The following is a 466-nucleotide window of genomic DNA, read 5'->3' on the forward strand; positions in this document are numbered from 1 at the left end:
GCCTTGAACTATAACGCTTATTGTTGCATTTATTTCACTAAGGCTTTTTTGAGTTCTCTCAGCTAAACTTCTTACTTCATCAGCTACTACGGCAAATCCTCTACCATGCTCTCCTGCTCTTGCAGCTTCTATTGCAGCATTTAATGCAAGTAAGTTAGTCTGGTCTGCTACATCATTAATTATTTCTAAAATAGATTTAACATTATCAGCATCACGGCTTAATTGCTCAATCTTACTAGCTAAAGCACTTTCTATATCAGCACTATGATTTATTTGATTGGTTAATGAATTAATAGCATCGTTTGCTGATTTTATAAACTTACTTGCATTACTTAATTCATCTTTACCTTTAGCTGCACCAATTACACCTTTATCAAGGTTATCTTTAGTATTAGTTCCTTTATTAGCTACTTCTGTAACTATTACGCTACCTTCTTCTGCACGCTTACCTGTTTGAAGACTTGTA

The 466-nt window shown here is 34.1% G+C and carries 1 protein-coding gene; it reads right to left on the reverse strand.

Annotated elements, in window-relative coordinates; all coding sequences use genetic code 11:
- The coding region (locus AVBRAN12647_RS09640) for a methyl-accepting chemotaxis protein (protein WP_336615124.1) at nt 1–466 on the reverse strand (466 nt) is incomplete at both ends.

Origin of the sequence: Campylobacter sp. RM12647 (assembly GCF_020138135.1) — a bacterium.
Lineage (GTDB): Bacteria > Campylobacterota > Campylobacteria > Campylobacterales > Campylobacteraceae > Campylobacter_E.